Genomic DNA, 20,323 nt, shown 5'->3' on the forward strand with positions numbered 1-20,323 from the left:
ATAATGCCGGAGCCTTACCAACGACCTTGTACTCGGCCGTAGTGCAACATGAGGTAGGTTCTAGTTCACGATGAGCTTTGATGTTTGACCATCGTTACTTCTTATAAGGTACACACCGGATCGAAACTGGGATACATCTATTTGGTCCACCGCATCATATGTCTTGATTTTGGCACCCAAAATATTGTAAATGACAACGGATACCTTTCTATTGAAATTCACAACGGATGTACTCGGGTTCGGAAAAATACTGAAAGCGTTTTCGCCCACTTCCGGCAGTGACGATACGTTGGCCCTTATCGCATTTCCCGATAGCAGATCGAACGTGGTCGCTTTGGCGGCATAATCGTCCGTAGTCAATCCCGATATTTCATAGAACTTTTCAAAGGTTACGCCGTCGGAAGATCCCCAACATTCAAAACCACTGAAATTTCGGTTGATCGCATTCACGTTTATTTCCAGACTTGTGGGAACGCTAGGGGTATTTTCCTCCAAAGCTACCGTAAACGACTGTGGAAAATTATCGATGGGAACACCGCCATTGGTAAGCCCGTCATATATCCTAAAAGGATTGTTGGAAAGGTTGTTGTCGTCAGTAACCCTATCGGCCGTTTCGGAGGTCACCTTGGTCTTCGGATATGCCTCACCGTCAACGAACCAAGTCAGTTCCTTAAGACGGGGCAACTCGCCAACACTCCCGGTAGCTACAAATCTTAAATGGCTGAAACCTGCACTAGGTTCGGGATCCGGAGGTAGATCACCAAAAGTAAAGGTGGTACTTTTTCCATCATAGTCGGCTAAGGTCAAATCTGAAATCTCATAGAATTTCGTAAAATTGACGCCATCGGTGGAAGACCAACAAACAAAACCCTTTAAATTCCTGTCCCTCGCATTTACGGTAATATCGAGACCTTTTGGATTCTCATTGATCGGGTTCTCCAACTCCAGTATGATTTCGGCTTCCTCGGTGGCACTGATGCCCCAAGCTCCGTTAAGGATACCGTCGTATACCCTATATGCGTTCCCTTGGTTTGCCGAAGCGGTTACGGAACCCGAACCGTTGGTAAGTTTGGTACCCGGGAAAACAGTGGCACCATCGAACCATTCGATTTCCCTGATACGCGGTGCCTTTTCCGCCGTTAAAGCCCCCTTGGAGGTAAATTTCAAATGTGTAATGGCACCATTTGTCGGCGGGTCTGGATCTACGGGAACATCGACTCCCCCGATTTCCCGGCGCCATACCCCCATACCACGCGTCGCGGCGGTCAAATAGGTTTTGTTCCCATCGGTAGTGATGTTCGCTTCACCAAATCGGGTATTGAACATATTACCTGTCCAATCGGTCCATTCAATGTTGATCGAATCGTTTTCGACCGGTATTATTTCACCCTTGAAAACACCTAGGCCCTTGCGCTGCTGCGGTGCGCCAAGACTTACGATAATGGTGTTGTCGACAGCGGCAATGGTGGCAAACCCTATTGAGGTAAATCCGTCTACCCAGTTCGTAGGAACACTGGTAAAAGTATCGATGGCTACACGGGTATTGATCCCGGTATCGATCCAACTTTCTGAAGTATTCCAGTCTTCGGCCAGATTGCGATTGATCAATACCCTGGTATCCTCTCGAGTACTGGTCGACAATGAGGCCAACCCCCATGTTTTACCGTCGGGCCCTAAAAAAACGGCCAGATCATCGGGAACAAATGTCGAATTCCGAACAATGTCGTTTCCGTTTAAACCGGCCCGTACCTTAAAGTCCGCAGCTTCAAATATATAGTCGCCGTTCGGTTGACGTGTCCCTTTAATGAAAGAAGTGCCGCCTTTTCTACCTCTTGCCCAAATAACGTCATCGTCCACGGGATCGGCGTATAGTTCCTGATAGTCTTCAATGTCATACGCATCGGTATCCGGGGTAATTTTTCTCCAATCCGTATTGGAGCCGATAAAGCTGCTAATGTTGTCCGTTACGTAAATTCCCGCCCGAACACTATTGGGTGCCACAATGGGTACACCGTCCTCGTCCCTGATAAGTTCATCGGTAACCGGATCCTTTACGACCCGTTTTTTTCCCTGAAGGGAAATGTATACCCTTTCACGGGTGTTCGTGGCCTGTACGACACTTCTCAAAAGTGCTCCCGGCAGCCCACGGTTGCCGGCATCGTTCGGTTTTGAAAACCGGTTGCCCCCACCAATCTTTTTCCAATCTTCCTCTTTGGTAAACTCCGTAATTTCACGCGAGTTGAATTCGTAGGCAAAGAGCGTTCCATTTTCCGGTTTTGGAATTCCGAAAGATCCCGCCCTACCATCGGCAATAAGGATCGGATTGCGTGCGTTTCCAAAAGTAAGAATGCCCACACCAGAGGAATTATCGGACTTCCCTGCCCTTTTTCCCGGTTCTTCGGGAATGATCGGACCTACGTTTTTGTTCCAAGATCTTCCATTGTCTATCGATTCTATAATACCGTTGTCCGCGGTGGCCTGAACCATATAATTCCCCAATTGTTTTACATTGTATACCACTACATTGGTAACACCCTTGTCTTCATAGGTATCTAAAGCATCGCCTGGATTATCATCGACCCTTTTGGTGTAGATCGCTTTCCAACTATCTTCCGAATAGGGAAAGCCGGCGGCTCCGTTCCGAATATTTTTCCCAATAAAAAAGTTCTGGCCACCGGTCAACGCGATCCGCTGTTGATTAAAACCTCCCACTTGCGGCGTAACCTCATAACTACGTACGATCAATGCCCTATCTTCCCAGCCAATGTCAAAATCAAATTCTACTTCTTGCGAGCCGGCACCATCCTTCACCTTATTGTTGTTCTGATCGCAAATTTTTGTCCATTCCTGACTTACCAGACCATTTCCGTTCGCGGTAAAGGAGATGTTTCCCCTCCATAGCCCTTGCCTTGCCGCATTGTTGCCCGCGTTATTGGCAATACCCAACAAAAGCTCAAAACTGTTCCCACTGGAGTTCCAGGTGTTGATAACGGGTTCGTGCCATGGGGAAAACTCTGCAATGTCGAATACATTATTGTTTCGAAGGCCTCCCGAAATGTTGACCCACTTGTTCCGCGCAAACGATGTGTTTTTAAGATCGGAGGTTTTTACACTGAATACGTCAAACGTTCTTTGTGTGCCGCCGGTCTCCGGGTCGATAACTTCTTCTCCCATATGGTAGGAGGCAAAAATCCTTGTCCCATCGGGGCTTAAACTTAAACCGGTACATCCGGCGTTTTTGTTCGTGCTGGTCACCCCGTCGGACGCGCCGATACCCAAGGGATTGTCCTTTCGTTCAAATTCGTAGCTACTGCCGTTCCAGTTACCTACATAAACTCCTGCCGAGGCGCCCAAGTAAATGGTGCCATCATCGGCCACTGCGGCATTGTACACTTGTCGATAACCCTGTTCCGTTTCATAGGAATAAGAAGCGAAAGAATTGCCCCCATCCCTAGAAATAAGGATTTCTCTCGATCCATCGGGCTCGAACGGTTCCGGGGTATTCCCGCTCTTTTTGATGACACCGTCTTTATTATGCCATGCGGGAGCGATAACGACAACCCTGTTGTTGCCCGAAACACCTGGGCCGCTTATGGCAATGGTTCCGGAGGGCATACCGCGACTCTCCTCGATAAACGACCACTCGCCGGGCTCATTGTTCGCGCCATAAGTGGTAACCTGGGCACCATAAATGGTACCGCTAAAAATTTTGTCGAATCCCTTACGCGTTTCAACGGTAAAGGAAAAGGCATGTTTGGACGTATTTGATCTACTGACAAAATCATCGTCCCCCCAATTGTCGGAGGTAAAAATTCCGTCTACATCGCTACACACCCAAATTCTACCCGGTTTGTTCTGGTCGAAGTGAATGTCCTGAAAGGCACCGCCTCCACCATTGCTCATCTGTTCCCATTGTGCATGCGCCAAAAAGGAAGTTACTATCATTGAAAATAAAAATACCGATTGTAAGATTTTGTTCATCATTCTTTTTTTATTGGTTGAGGTTGTTGCTAATACACTTTGGCAAAGAGTTTTTTCATAAATATTGATTTAATAATTTTTATACTTCTTGATAGTAAATTTTCAAAAAAAAGCGTTAAAAAATATATGAATTCGCAAATACGGATAATTAAAAATGTCAATTTATCGAAAGTGGATTCCTTTTTTTTAAAGCAATAACAGTACATCTTTTTTCAAAAAAAACACCTTATCACATCATCCGAACGTTTAGCGATGTGGCTGCACCTGAAACGTCACTTTTACATTACTCGGTTTCCACACCTTTGTGCACAACAAAAGACTTCAAATCAATTGCTTAGTGCCCGCTGCTAACTTTTTGCTGACTTTTCGGTTACTTTTTGCTGTATCGGTCTTATGGATTTTCATTGGCGATCACGTTACTTGCCAATCGCGAAACTTAAAACGGAAAAAATGAAAACACGACTACGCTATCTCATTTCAATGCTGATACTGGGAATTACCCAAACCTTATGGTGCCAAGAAAAGGAGCCATTTAAGGAAGCTTCCATCGATGCTAAGATTTTTGGCGCACCCATTCAGAACAAAATGGATATAAAGAGCCGCATTAGCGCGTTTTTATCGAAAAACAGGAACAATCAAAAAGAATGGATAACGAAAATCCAAAACGAAAAAAACGGGTCCGAAAACTATGTAATTAGGAACAATAACATCATGCTGGAGGTATATACCAGCGATAATCAAAACCCCGATGCTTTCGCGGCAGCATTGAAGGCCTTGGGGTTTGTAACCAGAAGTCAACATGATAAAATCCTTCTCGGTCGGATACCTATCGACTCTCTTGAAAGGTTATACACATTGGAAGAAGTAAGTGCGGTAATCCCGGTCACGCGCTTACTCACCAATACGACCCGGTCCCATCCAGAGGATGGTTACGTTCCCTATGGTGGACGTAGAACCGATTTCAAGGATTTCACCGGATTTGGCGTTGCCAACAATCAGGGGAGCGTAGCCATGAAAGCCGATCAAATACAAAAACGATTAAAAGTATCCGGTAAAAATGTTAAAATTGGCATCATCTCCAGTTCTTTTGATTTGCTCGGCAATGCACGCAAAGGAATCAAGAACGGTGATTTGCCCGGGCCACAAAATCCCAATGGTTTTAAGCGGCCGGTAACCGTTTTGGAAGAAGGGATTTTAGAGGGTCTTTCAAGACCGAGCATTGATGAGGGAAGGGGAATGGCAGAATTGATCCATGATATCGCACCTGAGGCACAACTGTTTTTCAGCACCGGTTTTGTAGGTTCCGACCTGGCTTTCGCCGATGCCATCAAAAACTTGGCAGCTGCCGGTTGCGACATCATTGTGGATGATGTTTTTTTGGGTACGCGAAGCTCGGTCTATCAAGAAGGTTTGATCAGTGAAACAATTGAGAACGTTACCGATCGTGGAGTGTTATATTTCACTTCGGCCGGTAATTTTGGCGATGGTTCAACAAGGAATATTTTCAAATTTTACGAGTCGGCCTATGCTCCTGCCGAAGTAGATTTCCCCGGGCAGGGCACCCTCTTGTTCCATATTTTTGAAACGGGTAGCCCATTTTTACCGGTTCAGTTGAAAAAGGGGACCAGTACACTGAATATTGAAGTACAGTGGAGCGAACCCTGGGGATCGCGGTGCAAGGGCTGCGCAAAAAGTAAATATGATTTGAACATTGTGGCCTTTGACGGCAATTCGAACATCTTAGAACTGGCACAGCCAAATGTAAAAGGCGATGCCAGGGTCGGTACCAATTTTACTTTTGAATCTACCGCCGACAACGTTATCGGCATTGGCCTGATTACCTTGCAAGGTGGCGCTTTACCGGAAAGAGTGTTCATCGGTTACGATGTTATCAATTCTTCGGCCACAATACTGGAAGAGGATACCAAAATACTATTTCAAAATACGCCTACCATTTATGGCCATAACAACGCCGCCTCTGCAATAACCGTCGGAGCGTCAAGCTGGTTCAACACCCCGGAAGGGGCCATATACTGGAACGACAACATCGCCGGAACCATTTCGAACGGTCAAAGGGTAGATCGTGTGCCCGTACCGAAAATCCCCATTCTAAGCTATCCCGGGGCACCAAGTGCCATATTTTCCAGCCAAACGCTTGTTGACCCCATCACCACCAAATCATCCATTGGGGGAATAGGGCTCCTTTTCGACAACAAAGGAAATTTGATCAATGCGAACGGTAAACCCAAAATCAATAAAAAACCGGACGTTGTCGGCCCTGACGGTGTGTCGAACACCGTTAGCGGCCTTACCAACAATATCATACCCAATCGTTTCTTTTTCGGCACTTCCGCCGCGGCTCCAAATGTTGCCGCCCTTGCGGCACTTTTACTACAGGCTTCCAACTACACGTTTGACCAAGCGGAAATGCGAAAGGTCCTGAACGGCACGGCAATAGATATGGACGACCCCTATATCATGGGATTACAAAGAGGCAATAATAGTCCGCGTTTCAGCAAAGGATTCGACTTCGCATCCGGTAACGGATTTGTTGATGCCGTCGCCGCCGCCGACAAAATCATCAAAACCATTCGGACAAGGGACCTTTTGTTGACGGAAGTATGTTCGGAAGACAACGCCAACGGAAGACTATGGGAAATAAACAACCGAAACGCCTTTGCCATAGAGGCCACGGTAAGAAGTAACAAAAAAATCAAACTGCCCAACAAAACATCCTTCCAAAAAGGCCCAAAAACTTTCATGGCCGCACCCGGTATCAGTTATATAATGACCGAGGAACCCAATGCAACGCCATCGGCTACAAGATTGGGTATAAAAACTACCAGAGCCTTTAAATTCGTAATCTCAAGCGAACGGTTAAAATTGTGTAACCCCAAGAAAAACAACGTACTCTCGGTCACGTTGTCCCCTAATCCGGCAACGGCCGACAAAAATGCGATAACCGTAACCCTGAAGGGGTCAAAAGGAATTGGAACTACAATCAAACTATTTGATTTTAATGGTACATTACGGGCCTCCCGAAGCGTAAAGCCGAACACCGATCGTTTTCAAACGATGTTGGATATCAGAAACATTCCAAAAGGGAAATATGTAATAAAAGTGATTTCCAAATCGAAAACGATTTCCAAACAACTCATTAAAAAATAAGATCAAAATTGTGTTAGGTTTACTTTTTGGACCGCCATCAACTTCGGTTATGGCGGTTTTTCTTTACTCGACAATAACTACGGCGACGTAATAATTACCAGGTCGACTTTAAATACCCCATGCTTCACGGACAATAAAATTAGTGCCCCAATTCTCCGAAACACCTTCAAAAATGCTTTTATTTTAGTACCTTTTTCTCAAACAACTGTTTTTGATAGCGGCAATTCTTCACATTTTAAACCATTTACAAAATCGTGGAAAAGCGGTTGTAAGCGTAATGGTATTTTTTTTATTGCAGCCACTCCTCGCTCAGAACAATAAAAGCAAAGCTTTTCGCCTGCAGGATTCGCTGATCAAAAAAGCCATTACGTTACGAACGAGCCGACCAAATGAAGCAGTTGCCCTGGCCAAAAACGCGCTCGTAATTTCCAAAACGCTTAAAGATCCGACGGTAACAGGCTATAATACGCACGTTTTGGGAGTTTCCAGTATCGATAGCAACAAACCTGAGACGGGAATGGCGCACCTGATAGAGGCCCTTCACATTTACGACAGTATAGGTGATCTAAAAAAAATGTCGGGAGTCTACAACAGCATCGGCTATCTTTATAATACCATAGACGTTCACGAAAACGCCATTGAGGCGTATACAGCTTCTTTAAAAATAGCGGAAACCTTCAACGATAAAAGATACCATGCCGTGATTTTTAATAATCTTGGCGAAAGTTATTTGAAGTTGGACTCGCTCGAGCGGGCGATGAAGTATTTGAAAAAGTCATATGCCCTAAATACCGTACTTGGAGACTCCATTGCCGCTGCCCAAAATTTGGGAAATATAGGGCTGGTCCATTTTGATCGGGGAAATTACCAAAGGGCACTCACCATATTCGCCGACTGTAGGGTTCAATTCCAAAAGTTCGGGCAGTTGGCCAGTATGGCGGAAGCGGAACTTTATCTTGCAAAAGCCCATAGCCGCATGGGAAAGTTTTCAGAGGCTATGGCCGGTTACAATAAGGCGGATAGTGTTGCCAAAAAATTATCGGCATTTAAAATTTCTCATCAAATATATCTGGAAAAGGCAAGTTTATTTGAAAAAAAGAGCCAACCTGATTCGGCACTTCTCTATTATAAAAGGGTTCAAGAAATAGAAGGCAAACTTCCCAGCAAACAAAGTTTGGCAAACATACAGGCCATTAATACCATTTATAAGAACGGTCAGGTTCAGAAAGTGCTCAAAAAACGAACGACCATTTTTAAAACGGGCTTTTTGGTATATGTGGTGGTAACATTGGTCCTTTTAAGCTTGGGGCTCCTGTATTTTAAAAAACTAAGAAAACAACAGCTTCAAGAAAAAACCAAAAACAATAACCTGCTCCTCCTGGTCGGGAATACCAACAAAAAATTGACTACTACCAATCTTAAACTCGTTGAAAAAAACAGTCAGTTGGCGACAATTCGAAAAGAACTATTGGCTTTGGATAGACAGAAAAAACCAAAAAAGCAACAGATAAAAAAAGTAAGTCAACTAGTAAACACGAGTCTTAAAAACACAAAGAACTGGGAGGCGTTTCAGTTAATTTTTGAACAGACCAACGACCACTTTATAAAAAGACTGACGGAAACGTATTCCGAAATCGGTCCTGCCGAGCTTAAATTAGCGTCGCTCATCAAAATAGGTTTCTCTACAAAGGACATTAGTAACATTCTTAACCTCAACGAAAATAGCGTAAAGACCGCAAGATGGCGGCTCCGAAAAAAATTGCGTCTGGAACGCAAACAAAACTTGGAATCCTTTTTGACCAGATTCCCGTAACACCGCCATAGCGGTAATCCAATATTTCAATTAAGTTCTGTAGACCTTCTGTCCCATCATTTTTTTTTGCAGTTGATCTCTCGTATTTCCGATTTCATGGTTTGAAGTAAAACGACAATTTTGGGATTGCCGTTTTTAGCAAGTTGTTGTCGGCAAAGACGAATTGAAACCTTTTTTTTGTATAAATGGAAGCTGAAAGTATTGAAAAAGAAAAATTCATCATATTGATAGCGATGTTCAAGCAAATCGGTTTCCTTTTTGAAAGAACGACAATGGTATTGAGTACGTAAGCGTTCTTGTCCAAATCAGGATTCCTCCCAGACCTTCAAAGCTGCTTCTCTAAGGAGTTGCTCCATATGAAACTCGGCACGCCGTAACTTGGCGTCCATATCAAAATATGACTTGGAATAGGTAAAACCGTATTTTTGGGCGTCTTCAGCGGAGGCACCGTAGTAAATTGCATTAAATTTTGCCCAGTGGCACGCACCGAGGCACATCATGCACGGCTCGCAACTCGTATATAAAACACATTCCCGTAAGGCTTTTCGTCCTATTTTGGAACAGGCTACCTGTATCGCTAACAATTCCGCGTGTTGTGTTACGTCATCATTGCCACTCACCAAATTATGCACGGCACATACAATTTCACCGTCCCTAACGATGACCGCACCGAAAGAACCACCCTCTTTCGAGGCTTTGCCCTCTTGCGCTTTTTTAATGGCCATCCTCATAAATTTTTCGTGCATCGGTATTGTTTAAGAGAATTTTTGTAATAGCCTTTGATAGTCGCCTATATTTTAGCGTGTTGGCTGTTTTAAACGAACAGTGAATTACCTAATTGTTCTTACAATGCCATAACGGATTCTTGCCCAGCCCTATTTTCTGAACAAGATTACAGCGAAATCGTGAACCAACTAGGGCCATTACCTACCGTTGCCAAAAAAGAGGAGTTTACTTCCCATAACAACCTGCGGGGGTATTTGCTTTAAGCATCCCCTGTAAACTGAAATAATTGTTTAGCGGGTTTGTAAAAAGGTTAACTTTTTTTACCGCTTACACCTCCAACCTACCTTTCAAACGTTTGTCGATTTTTTTCTTTTTCACCGTAATCCGCTTCATCACGTCCATCAATTTTGAATCTTTTGTTTTCTTGTAGATTTCGTTAATGCCAAGGACTATTTTTTTGGCCTCTCTAGATGCTGCTACACGATCACTTGTAGTCATATGTGACATTTTCATTTTCTCAAAGTTTTCCGCTTTTACTATCCAGTCCATAGTTTCTAATTTTGTTTAATAAAATTACATTAAAGTTAAACAATATTAACTACAGTCCCATAAGAAATATCGATAGTACTGTAAGTAAAAGTCATTTTAAAGGCCTCTCGACAAAACGGTCGACATACTTTCGCCCCGCCCCATCGGTTAACGTTTATATCGTGTACCTATAGACATATTATCAGAGGTTGACCACAAAAACCTAGTGGTAGACAACAATTATTTTTGCTGGCTATTCCCTCGGGCTACCTTTCCGTTTTAAGCCGAATACCGATAAAACAGTGCTACCCATGTTAAAAAAAATATTCCTTCTGGCCTTCTTACTATTCTCCTTCAAGACCATCGCGCAGTTGAGCGACCTGCACTATATGCCGCCATTGACGCAAACGGGGAATCATTTGAGCGAACAGGCAATTTATCTATCAACTCCGGAAACCACTGCATTTAACGTTGACATCTACAGGGGAACATCCGCAACCCCATTAACCACTGTTTCGGTTTCCAACGCAACACCGTTCACGTATACCTTGCCCCTAAATGACAACGGCATCACCATGTTACCCGACGCAGAGGTAGGAACGGTACAAACCAACGCCGGATTACGTTTTGAAGCTACGGGAGGGGAAAAATTCTATGTAAATTACAGGGGGAGAAACAATGCTCAAGGCGCATCGCTTACCTGTAAGGGAAGAGCTGCGCTCGGCACCCATTTTAAATGGGGAGGAGCACCCTTATTACACAATAGAAGTATTTTCAATGCTACCCTCGGCATCTTGGCCACCGAGGACGATACCACCGTTATCATATCGGACTACGACCCCGACTGCGCTTTTAGGTTAGGGGGAAACGCCAGGGGCCTTACCAGCGATGAGATTACCATCGTTTTACAACAAGGTGAAAGTTTTGTTCTAGAAAATATAGGGAACAACGTAGGAACCGCCAACGACACCAACGCCAACCGTTTTGGCTGGTTGGGCGCCGATATTAAATCGGACAAAAACATAGCCATAAGCAACGGTAACGTTCTGGTAGGCTTGGTACCGGGAACCAATCTACAGGATGCCGGAATAGACCAACCCGTTCCCATCGATGTCGTTGGCCGGGAATATGTATTCATTAGGGGAGGTGGTTCCAATGTCCTTGAATTTCCCATCATTATCGGTACCGCAAATGGCACCGACATTTTTGTAAACGGGTCAGCAACACCGAGCGCAACCATCAACGAAGGAGAGTACTATATCGTACCCGGATCCAATTACTCCGGAAATTCCGCCGGAAACAATTTAACCGTAGTCACCTCAAAAAACGTTTACGCGTATCAAGCGTTGGCGGGAAACACGAGCGCTGCCACCAACGGCTTAAATTTTATAGCGCCGGTAAACTGTTTGTTGCCAAACTCCCTGAGCAACATTGCGAATATTGAAAGTTTGGCGAGTACCACCATCAACGGTGGGCTTACCATTTTGGCCTCCACCACTACCGCAGATGCCAACATAGTCGTTACCGATGGCTCCGGTACCGTTACCTTACCCCCATCCAAGTTGGCCACAGGCCTTCCTTGGAAGAGTTTTTACGTCCCTAACCTATCCGGAAACGTTTCGGTACAATCCACGGGCCCAATAGCGGTCGGGGTTGTCGGCCTGGACGGCGCCCTGGGTCTGGGCGGTTATTTTTCCGGTTTTGACACGGTTCCCGTGGTAGACTATAGTATCAGCGGTCTAGGATGCTTAGGGGAGACCATCACCCTGTCCGAACCTTTCGACACCTACCAATGGTACCAGAATGGAACGCCGATCGGCGGTGCCAATGCCATTAATTATACTGTACAGGCCATTGGGGACTACTTTGTAAGGGTCTCCAAAGGAGGCTGTTTTTACGACTCCAATGTGATACCGATATTCTATTGTGATCCCGATATCAAACTGGACAAAACAGCCGATAGCAACACGTTTTCAGAGGGGGAAACGGTAACATTTACGATTACCGTTGAAAGCCTGGGTATAAATGATGTCACCAATTTGGTTATTACCGATGCGCTGCCCACGGGGCTGACCGTTTCGTCCGTTACCCCTAGCAAAGGTACTTGGTCCGCTCCCAATTGGACAATCGGAACGATGACCGAAGGAGAACGTCAGACCTTAACGATAGAAGCGGTCGCCGATGACATCGCTGCACCAACAAAAACCATAAGCATAACCAATACCGTATCAAATTCTCAAGATCAGGTAGATTCGAACGCTTCCACCGACGATACCACGGAAACCATTACCGTTGCCAACTTGGATGACGATGGGGACGGAGACCCTGACCTTACCGATACAGATCCCGAAGACCCCTGTGCCTATAGCAATGACCAAAACCCGGCAAATGCGGATCCCAGTTGGAATACCTTGGATTGCGATGGCGATGGCGAAACGAACGGTACCGAAATAACCAACGCTACCGATCCACAGGACCCATGCTCCTATACGGTAGCCAATACGCGAACCGCAACGGACGAGAACTACGCTATTTGGGCGGCCGCCGATTGTGATGGCGACGGAAATCCAAACGGGACCGACCCCAACCCCTTCACCCCAACAGCTGTAGACGACTTTACTACGGCCGACGTCGGTATTCCAAAAACTTTTAACATTCTTGCCAACGACGACTTTTTGGTAGGGAGCACCATAACCGACCTCAATACGGGAACGGCCAGCGGGACCATAATGATCGATCAGGCCACTGGTGAAATTACCTATACCGCCCTCCCTAGTGAAAATCCGTCTACCGTAACCATAGACTATCAAGTCTGCAACGGAACAATTTGCGATTCCGCTACCCTGAACATTACCATTCCCGCCTGTGCGGATGCCGACGGGGACAATGTTTGCGATGTGGTCGATACATCCATAAACGACCCTTGCCAACCGAACGGGGACCCTGCATGGCAGGCCCAGGGCACCAATGACTGTGATGGCGACGGCCTCACCAATGATGAAGAGGTTACCGCCGGCACCGACCCGGACAATGCGGACTCCGATGGCGACGGCATTGACGATGGTACGGAAGTAAACACCGACAATACAGACCCCTTGGACGATTGTAGTTCCGTAGGAGGAACCCCATTGGGGACCAGCGATTGCGATAACGACGGTCTAACCAACAATGAAGAAACGACAGCGGGTACCGACCCTAACGATCCCGACTCCGACGGCGACGGGGTACAGGATGGTACGGAATTGAATTCCGACGGTACCGATCCCAACGATCCATGCGCGTTTGTGTTGACCAGCGCTACCGAAACGCCCACTGCCGCGTGGAACACTGCCGACTGCGATGGCGACGGAGTTGCCAACGGTACGGAAGTTGCCAATGGGAACGACCCTTTGGATCCCTGTGACCCATTACAAACTGCAGGGTATACCGGATACGATAATCTTAACCCTCTCTGGGGAGCAGCCGATTGCGATGGCGACGGTTTGAGCAACAACGATGAAATCAATATCGGTACCGACCCCTATAATAACGATTCCGACGGTGACGGTATCGATGATGGAACTGAAGTAAACAGTAACAATACCGACCCCTTGGATGACTGTAGTTCCGTAGGTGGAGCACCACTGGGAACAAGCGATTGCGACAACGATGGCTTGAGCACAGATGAAGAGACAGCGGCCGGTACGGACCCCTATAATCCTGATTCCGACGGCGATGGAGTAGTTGACGGTACCGAGGTCAACACGGACAATACGGACCCTAATGACCTTTGCGACTTTAATTTGGCCAATGCGACCGAGACGCCCTCCGCAACATGGAACAGCGGCGACTGCGATGGCGACGGTGTTCCCAACGGTACCGAAGTGGCCAATGGGAACGATCCTTTAGATCCGTGCGACCCCTCACAGACCGCAGGATATATCGGATATGATGCCGCGAACCCTATTTGGGCCAATGCGGACTGCGACAACGACGGTAATACGAACGGAACGGACCCCAATCCGTATGCGCCCGTTGCCGTAGATGACTTTACCACTGCCGATGTTGGCATACCCAAAACCTTTAACATACTCACCAACGATGACTTTTTGGTAGGCAGTACCATAACGGATTTGACTACCGGAACGGCGGCAGGTACTATTTCAATAAACCAAGCGACAGGGGAGATCACCTATACGGCACTGCCCAGCGAAGACCCATCAACGGTTACCATCGATTATCAGGTTTGTAATGGGGCCATTTGCGACACAGCTGTTTTTTATATTGCCATACCTGCTTGCGCGGACGCCGATGGCGATAACGTTTGTGATGTAACCGACACTGCCATCAACGATCCCTGCCAACCAAACGGTGACCCATACTGGCTGCCGCAAGGAACCAATGATTGCGACAACGATGGACTAACCAACGATGAAGAAGCGCTGGCCGGGACCGATAACAACAACCCCGATTCCGATGGCGACGGGGTATTGGACGGGACGGAAGTAAACACCGATCTTACGGACCCTACTGATCCTTGCGCATTTGTACTGGCAAGCGTAACCGAAACACCTTCCATGGCCTGGACCGATGCCGACTGTGACGGTGATGGAATAACTAATGGTATTGAGGTGAGTATAGGAACTGATCCTTTAGATCCCTGTACTCCCGCACAGCCGCCCGGATATACCGGTTACGATGCAACAAATACGGTATGGACAGCCGCCGATTGTGATAACGATGGCATCGATAACGGTACGGAGGATACCAATGGTACCGACCCCTATAACAACGATACCGATGGCGACGGAGTGCTCGATGATGTGGATACCGACCCATTAGATCCTTGTATCCCCGTACAGCCTCAAGGGTATACCGGATACGATGCCTCAAATATCATATGGAGAGCGGCCGATTGTGATGGTGATGGTGTGAACAACGGTACCGAAGACAATAATGGGACAGATCCCTATAACAACGACACCGATGGCGACGGAGTACCCGATGATGTGGATACCGACCCATTAGATCCTTGTATCCCCGTACAGCCTCAAGGGTATACCGGATATACGGCAACAAATACTATTTGGGCGGCGGCCGATTGCGATGGCGATAATGTAAACAATGGCACAGAAGACACCAATGGTACAGATCCCTACAACAACGACACCGACGGCGACGGAGTGCCCGATGATGTGGATACCGACCCGTTTGATCCGTGTATCCCCTTACAACCGGCAGGATATGTAGCATACGATGCCACGAATACGATATGGGCAGCAGCCGATTGTGATGGTGACGGTATCGATAACGGCACCGAAGACACCAATGGTACCGATCCTTACAATACCGATACCGATGGCGACGGTATTCCTGATGATACCGATCCCGACCCCTTAGATCCTTGTATCCCCATGCAACCGGAAGGCTATACCGGTTACGACAGCACGAATGCCCTTTGGGCAGCGGCCGATTGTGATGGTGATAATGTGGACAATGGCACGGAAGATACCAATGGTACAGATTCCTACAACAACGACACCGATGGCGACGGTATTCCGGATGATACCGATACCGACCCCTTAGATCCTTGTATCCCCGTGCAGCTGGCAGGGTATACAGCTTACAATGCTACAAATGCGATATGGGCAGCCGCTGATTGCGATGGTGACGGTGTAGATAATGGTACAGAAGATGCCAATGGCAGCGATCCATATAACGGCGACAGCGATGGCGACGGAGTACCCGATGATTTGGATACCGACCCCCTAGATCCGTGTATCCCCGTGCAGCCGGCAGGGTATACAGCTTACGATGCCACGAATACGATATGGGCAGCCGCCGATTGCGATGGTGACGGTGTAGATAATGGTACAGAAGATGCCAATGGCAGCGATCCCTACAACAACGACACCGATGGAGACGGAGTACCCGACGATGTGGATACCGACCCTCTAGATCCGTGTATCCCTGTACAACCGGCAGGATATGAGGGATACGATGCTACGAATGCGATATGGGCAGCCGCCGATTGTGATGGCGACGGTATCGATAACGGCACAGAAGACAACAACGGTACCCATCCTTATAATACCGATACCGATGGCGACGGTATTCCGGATGATACCGATACCGACCCCTTGGATCCTTGTATCCCAGTGCAACCAGCAGGGTATACCGCTTACGATGCCACAAATGCGATATGGGCAGCCGCTGATTGCGATGGTGACGGTGTAGATAATGGTACAGAAGATGCCAATGGCACCAATCCTTACAATGGCGACAGCGATGGCGATGGAATCGATGACGGGCAAGAAGCAAACGACGGCACCGACCCCTTAAATGACTGCGATTCGATCAACGGAACACCTTTAGGTGCAAGCGACTGTGATGAGGACGGACTTACCACCGATGAAGAGACTGCGCTGGGGACCGACCCTGAAAACCCCGATACGGATGGCGATGGCATTGATGACGGCCAAGAGGTCATGGACAATACCAATCCTTTGGACGACTGCGACTCCAATGGCGGAACGCCGCTCGAAACCAGTGATTGTGATCAAGATGGGCTCACCAACCAACAAGAAACGGACTTGGGTACCGACCCTAACATTGCGGATACCGATGGTGACGGTATTAACGACGGTCAAGAAATTACCGACAACACGGACCCGCTGGATGGTTGTAGTTCTAATGGCGGTACGCCGCCGGACGACCTGGTCTGCGATATCGAAATTGAAAGCGACCTGGTAGCACCGGGAACCAACGGAGGTATTTTCCGCATCATCAATATCGAGGCGTACCCGAACCACAGCGTAACAATTTACAACCGATGGGGCGTTAAGGTTTTCGAGACCACGGCCTACGACAATACCGATAACGCATTCAATGGGATATCCAATGGAAGAGCGACCATTCAACAAAACGAAGCCTTGCCGGTGGGAGTTTACTTTTACATCATCAACTATCAAGATGGAGAAAAAGGAAAGACCCGATCAGGATATCTCTATATCAATCGCTAAACCAAACCAACACAGTAATTTTTCTTAACAACGCACCATGAAAAAAATAGCAATCGGCATTTTACTGTTAATGGCCACAACAACCAGCTTGTGGGCCCAGCAAGATGCACAGTACACCCAATACATGTACAATACCGTGGCGGTCAACCCTGCTTATGCAGGATCTAGGGGCGTTTTGAGTATCGGTGCCCTATACCGATCGCAATGGGTCGGTTTGGATGGTGCCCCAACTACGCAGACGCTGAACGTTCACAGTCCGGTTTCGGAGCGAGTGGGCCTGGGGCTATCGATCGTCAACGATGAAATCGGAAACGGCACCAATCAAGACACCTATTTCGATGCGGTCTTTTCCTATACGGTGCCCGTATCCGAAACGGGTAAGCTCTCCTTTGGCGTAAAAGCCGGGGGTCACTTGCTCAACATCGATTTTAACCAACTACAAAACTACAATCCTGGAACGGACGCCTCGGCACAGCCGAACATTGACAAACGGTTTTCCCCAAATTTTGGTGCCGGGGTATATTACCATACGGACCGATTTTACGCCGGACTATCCGTCCCCAACTTTCTACAGACCGAACATTTTGACGATTCCGGGGAAAGCAACGTTTTTCTGGCACAGGAACGTATGAACTGGTACTTGATTTCCGGTTATATTTTCGAATTGAACCAAGATGTAAAGTTGAAACCGGCCGTATTGTTAAAAGCAGTTCAAGGAGCTCCTTTGCAAGCCGATCTTTCCGCCACTGCCTTGTTCAACGAAACGTTCTCTATTGGCGCCGCCTATCGTTGGGATGCTGCATTGAGCGCATTGGTAGGGTTTCAGTTGAACGAACAGCTCATGCTCGGTCTTGCCTATGACCGTGAAGTGACCGAACTGGGAAGTACCGCTTTTAACGCAGGTTCGTTCGAGCTGTTCTTGAGGTATGAACTTTTAACGAGATACAAAAAAGTAATTACCCCAAGATTCTTTTGATGTCGAATGGTACTATTAACAGTAGGCCGTTTACCCAACTCCTTTTAGCTATGCCCTTTTAAGCGTAGTACGACAAGAAAAGGAAACCAACGACCGGTATCAAAAATAAACCGAAGCGATACGATAGACGAAGTGTTTTCCCGTTGTTAAAAAAGAGGAGGCTATAACATACTGGCCACCTCGCGATAAGAAAAAAATATAATTTTTATATAGGTTAATCGTTTAACTTTACTATTCTTATCGAAATTTTAAGATTTTTCGATATGTTTTCTGGGCTTTTTTACTGGGAAAACTTGGTTTTTCCTTGTAATAACACTCTGAACGACACCAATCGATACACTAAAGTAGCTAAATCAAACACATGTATGAACAAAGTAAGAACAGCAATGGGACGTCTAGGAGTCGCCCTTGTACTCGTATTGACCGCAATCGGTTGTAATTCCGATGACTCCGTCTTTGCCGAACCGGAAATAGTGGAATTTAATGCATTCAATGCCATTAACTCAAAATCTCAAAACACGGCACTTTACCAGGCCTTAGTGGTCGCCTAGGGCGGTTTGGACGCTACCCTATCGGGCGCAGGTCCGTTTACCGTATTCGCACCTAACGACCAAGCCTTCGAAAATTTGGCCGCCGCATTGGGCTTTGCCAGTGCAAAAGATATGATTTCAGGTGAAGGGGCCGTCAGCCCGGACCTTTTAGCAACAATTTTGACGTATCATGTAGTTGGCTCCGCTGCTTCGGCGGCATCTTTGAGCGATGCACAGGAAGTAACTACCGTACAGGGAGAGTCGTTTACCGTAAACATTACCGATGGCGGTATTTTCCTTCAGGATAAAACGGAACGCGAAGAAACCAGTAGCGAAGCGCAAGTAGTAGAAACCGATGTTATCGTTACCAACGGTATCATCCATACCATAGACAAGGTATTGTTACCACAAGCCGTAATCGATGCCGCCATGATCGACACCCGACCGACCATTACCGAATTGGCCGTGGCCAATGACGGGCTTACCATATTGGAAGCCGCTGTTATCAAAGCAGGGTTTGCCGATTTGTTGTCGAGTAAAAATGTTGATGAAGACGGAAACGAACTCGGGTATACCGTTTTTGCCCCTTCTGACGATGCCTTTGTTGCCCTTTTGGATTTCCTTGGAGACGATTACAACTCGCTTGACGATTTTGATAACGGTCCGGAAATGCAACTGTTATCGGACATTTTGGCGTACCATGTGGTTCCACAGCGTGTTGAGAGCAGTGCCGTAGTCGTTGGCGAAGTTGCTACCGCATTGGAGGACGCTTCACTCGAAATTACCGCTGCCTCTGAAACCGCAGTAGCGATTACCGATGCAGTGGGCGGGGTTAGCAATAGTATCGCCCTTGATGTACAAGGTTCGAATGGGGTCATACACGTCATCGACAGAGTATTGTTGCCAGAGACCGCACAAGCGTTCCTAGATAAATTGGCAGCGGACGATTTGGCCGATATCGTTGTGGCAGAGCCTACCTTGAGCATATTGGAGGCCGCCCTGATCAAAACCGAATTGGTTAGTGTATTTGTCGATGACAGCAACACCGGTTTGGCGGAAGGTGACGAAGCGCCCTCAAACTTTACCTATTTTCAAACAGCTACCGTATTGGCACCGACCGATGACGCTTTTGTAGCCTTGTTGGACTTGTTAGGTGATGACTATAACTCTTTGGACGACTTTGATACCGAGGAAGAAATTGCACTTTTGACCAATATTTTATTGTATCATGTAGTCAGTGGTTCGGTAACTTCCGAAAGCGTTGTGGCCGGAACCGTAATTAACACCCAAATAGCCGATACCATCGAAGTAATCGATGAACTTGGTTCGGATAGCGTATTACTGCAAGATACCAGCGGCAACAGTGATGCCCAGTTGCTCGCCTTAGATGTTATGGCAAGGAACGGAGTGGCGCACATTATAGATACCGTACTGCTTCCTCAGGAAGCGATCGACTTCATCAATTCACTTAATGAAGTGGTAGAAGAGCCGACCGAATAAAGAGTTCGGAGCCTTTTCCTTTACACATAACAGTTTTTTTAGTAGTATTACCCATACCACTAGAGCCCGGCAAAGAAATTTGCCGGGCTTTTTAAATAAA

9 protein-coding genes are annotated in these 20,323 nt (G+C 46.9%); 6 read left to right on the plus strand and 3 right to left on the minus strand.

Annotation, left to right across the window (positions count from 1 at the left end):
* Nucleotides 1-60 precede the first annotated feature (60 nt).
* Nucleotides 61-3,981, minus strand: coding sequence for a T9SS type A sorting domain-containing protein (locus ACRD7P_RS14320; protein ID WP_430908318.1), 3,921 nt, complete (start codon nt 3,979-3,981; stop codon nt 61-63).
* Nucleotides 3,982-4,431: 450 nt separating this feature from the next.
* Here ACRD7P_RS14320 and ACRD7P_RS14325 point away from each other — a divergent pair, with 450 nt between their 5' ends.
* Nucleotides 4,432-7,149, plus strand: a complete 2,718-nt coding sequence (locus ACRD7P_RS14325) for a S8 family serine peptidase (RefSeq protein ID WP_430908319.1) — start codon at nt 4,432-4,434, stop codon at nt 7,147-7,149.
* Nucleotides 7,150-7,426: 277 nt separating this feature from the next.
* Complete coding sequence (locus tag ACRD7P_RS14330) at nt 7,427-8,962, plus strand: tetratricopeptide repeat protein (RefSeq protein ID WP_430908320.1); 1,536 nt, start codon at nt 7,427-7,429, stop codon at nt 8,960-8,962.
* Nucleotides 8,963-9,267: 305 nt separating this feature from the next.
* Here the strand turns inward: ACRD7P_RS14330 and ACRD7P_RS14335 are convergent, their stop codons facing one another.
* Nucleotides 9,268-9,708: a nucleoside deaminase gene (locus ACRD7P_RS14335; RefSeq protein ID WP_430908321.1), complete on the minus strand. Its 441-nt coding sequence runs from the start codon at nt 9,706-9,708 to the stop codon at nt 9,268-9,270.
* A 307-nt stretch (nt 9,709-10,015) separates the two neighbouring features.
* Nucleotides 10,016-10,237, minus strand: a complete 222-nt coding sequence (locus ACRD7P_RS14340; protein WP_430908322.1) for a hypothetical protein — start codon at nt 10,235-10,237, stop codon at nt 10,016-10,018.
* Between the two features lie 290 nt (nt 10,238-10,527).
* Here ACRD7P_RS14340 and ACRD7P_RS14345 point away from each other — a divergent pair, with 290 nt between their 5' ends.
* From ACRD7P_RS14345 to ACRD7P_RS14360, 4 genes are all read left to right on the plus strand, one after another.
* Nucleotides 10,528-17,217, plus strand: coding sequence for a gliding motility-associated C-terminal domain-containing protein (locus ACRD7P_RS14345; protein WP_430908323.1), 6,690 nt, complete (start codon nt 10,528-10,530; stop codon nt 17,215-17,217).
* 37 nt (nt 17,218-17,254) lie between these two features.
* Nucleotides 17,255-18,193 (plus strand): PorP/SprF family type IX secretion system membrane protein, encoded by a 939-nt coding sequence (locus tag ACRD7P_RS14350; RefSeq protein ID WP_430908324.1) that lies wholly within the window; start codon nt 17,255-17,257, stop codon nt 18,191-18,193.
* Between the two features lie 365 nt (nt 18,194-18,558).
* On the plus strand, nt 18,559-18,744 hold the full coding sequence (locus tag ACRD7P_RS14355; RefSeq protein ID WP_430908325.1) for a hypothetical protein: 186 nt from the start codon (nt 18,559-18,561) through the stop codon (nt 18,742-18,744).
* Nucleotides 18,745-18,750: 6 nt separating this feature from the next.
* Entirely contained in the window at nt 18,751-20,223 is a 1,473-nt protein-coding gene (locus ACRD7P_RS14360) for a fasciclin domain-containing protein (protein ID WP_430908326.1), read from the plus strand.
* The last annotated feature ends 100 nt before the right edge of the window (nt 20,224-20,323 follow it).

Origin of the sequence: Maribacter sp. 2-571 (assembly GCF_050589625.1) — a bacterium.
GTDB lineage: Bacteria > Bacteroidota > Bacteroidia > Flavobacteriales > Flavobacteriaceae > Pelagihabitans.